The 1,667-nt window shown below is 41.4% G+C and carries 2 protein-coding genes; one reads left to right on the plus strand and one right to left on the minus strand.

Annotation, left to right across the window (positions count from 1 at the left end; all coding sequences use genetic code 11):
* Positions 1-291 precede the first annotated feature (291 nt).
* Complete coding sequence (gene nth, locus Q0095_RS02400; protein WP_297881019.1) at positions 292-927, minus strand: endonuclease III; 636 nt, start codon at positions 925-927, stop codon at positions 292-294.
* A gap of 105 nt (positions 928-1,032) precedes the next feature.
* Here nth and Q0095_RS02405 point away from each other — a divergent pair.
* Positions 1,033-1,667 (plus strand): peptidyl-prolyl cis-trans isomerase (locus tag Q0095_RS02405; protein ID WP_297881021.1); only part of this gene is annotated, 635 nt, incomplete at its 3' end.

The following is a 1,667-nucleotide window of genomic DNA, read 5'->3' on the forward strand; positions in this document are numbered from 1 at the left end:
AAACATCTATCTCCTACATTAACTCAATCATATGTTTTATTATTTCCGTTGATTCCGTTCCTAAAACACAAATTTCATACATTTTATTTCTTTTTAAATCAACAATCTGACAATTTGTTTCTTCACAATTCATATTATTTTGTTCTTGTATTGAAACATAGCCATATTCATCATCCAAGTTTTCAAAACCTAAAAAGAATTTGTTTTTGTTAATTGTATCAAAAATCAAAATTTTAAAATTCAGTCAAATTTAAGTGCGTAAATTTAAACCCGCATTTGCAGGCTAAAATTTTACGGAAAATTCTTATCCTTGCTGCTGCACAGCTCGTTTAAAAAGCACTCTTTGCAGTTTGGCTTGATCGCTTTACAGGTGTAGCGGCCGAAAAGCACCATGCCTTGGTGCAGCTTACCAAGATCCGTTTTAAAAGCCTCGCTAAGATCGTGCTCCGTAAGCTCGGGCGTCTTTGCACGGCTCAGCCCTAGGCGATGCGCGACGCGAAAGACGTGCGTATCTACCGCCATCACGTTTGCGCCCGCGCCCTCTAAAAGCACGACGTGAGCGGTCTTTTGCCCCACGCCCGCAAGAGATTTGAGCCCCGCTTCATCAAGCGGCACGACGCCGTCAAAGTCGCTAACCACCGCCTGTGCCATTTTGATTAAATTTACCGCTTTGTTGTTGTAGAAATTGCACGAGCTGATTAGCAGCTTAACGCTTGCCAGATTGGCCTTTGCAAGCTCTGCAACGCTTGGGAATTCCGCAAAAAAGCGCGGCGTGATCAAATTTACCCGCTTGTCCGTGCACTGCGCGCTAAGCATCACGCAGACTAAAAGCTGATAGGTGTCTTTAAATTTCAGCTCGCTGCGCTCTTCTGCGAAGTTTTGTAAAATTCTCTTTTTTATCTCTAAAATATCTTTTTTGCTTCTCATTTGTATTTCCTCAAGGCGGAATTCTACCCTAAAATTCTAAAGTACAGTTTGATTGTTAACAACTTTGAGTTATAATCGCCATTAAAATTTTTTTAAGGAATTGTGATGAAAAAAGTTTTATTTACAGCACTTAGTTTGGCTGCCGCTATCAGCCTTAACGCTACCGTTTACGCTACCGTAAATGGCAAAGACGTAACCGAAAAAGAGCTTGCTCCGCTACTTCAAGGCATAGGCAACGTAGATATCGCTGCTCTTAACGCGGATCAAAAAAAGGAGCTTATCGATAAAGGCATCGATCTGATGCTACTAACGGATGAAGCTAAAAAATCGGGCGTTATGGACGAAGATGTTTATAAAAAAGAGCTTGAAATTGTAAAAGATAACTTAGCGCTTCGTGTATGGCAGGCTAAAGAAGCCAGCAAAATAAATATCGACGATAAAGAAATAGCCGATTTTTATAACAAAAACAAAGCGCGCTTTACCGAGCCTGCGAGAATCAAAGCGGCTCAGATCGTCGTTAAAACCGAAGCTGAGGCAAACGATATTATTAAGCAGTTAAAAGGGCTTAGCGACAGTGCACTATTTACTAAATTTGCAGAGCTTGCCAAAGCCAAATCTATCGATCCGCAGGCTAAACAAACCGGCGGCGAGCTAGGCTGGATGCCTAGCGATCAGGTCAAGCCTTTTGCCGATGCGATCTCTAAGATAAAAGATGGTCAAATCACTACTAAAGCTATTAG

Source organism: uncultured Campylobacter sp. (genome assembly GCF_938045535.1).
GTDB lineage: Bacteria > Campylobacterota > Campylobacteria > Campylobacterales > Campylobacteraceae > Campylobacter_B.

Coding starts and splice junctions, on each gene's coding strand:
- nth (WP_297881019.1), bottom strand. CDS start 927: ATGAGAAGCAAAAAAGATATTTTAGAGATAAAAAAGAGAATTTTACAA.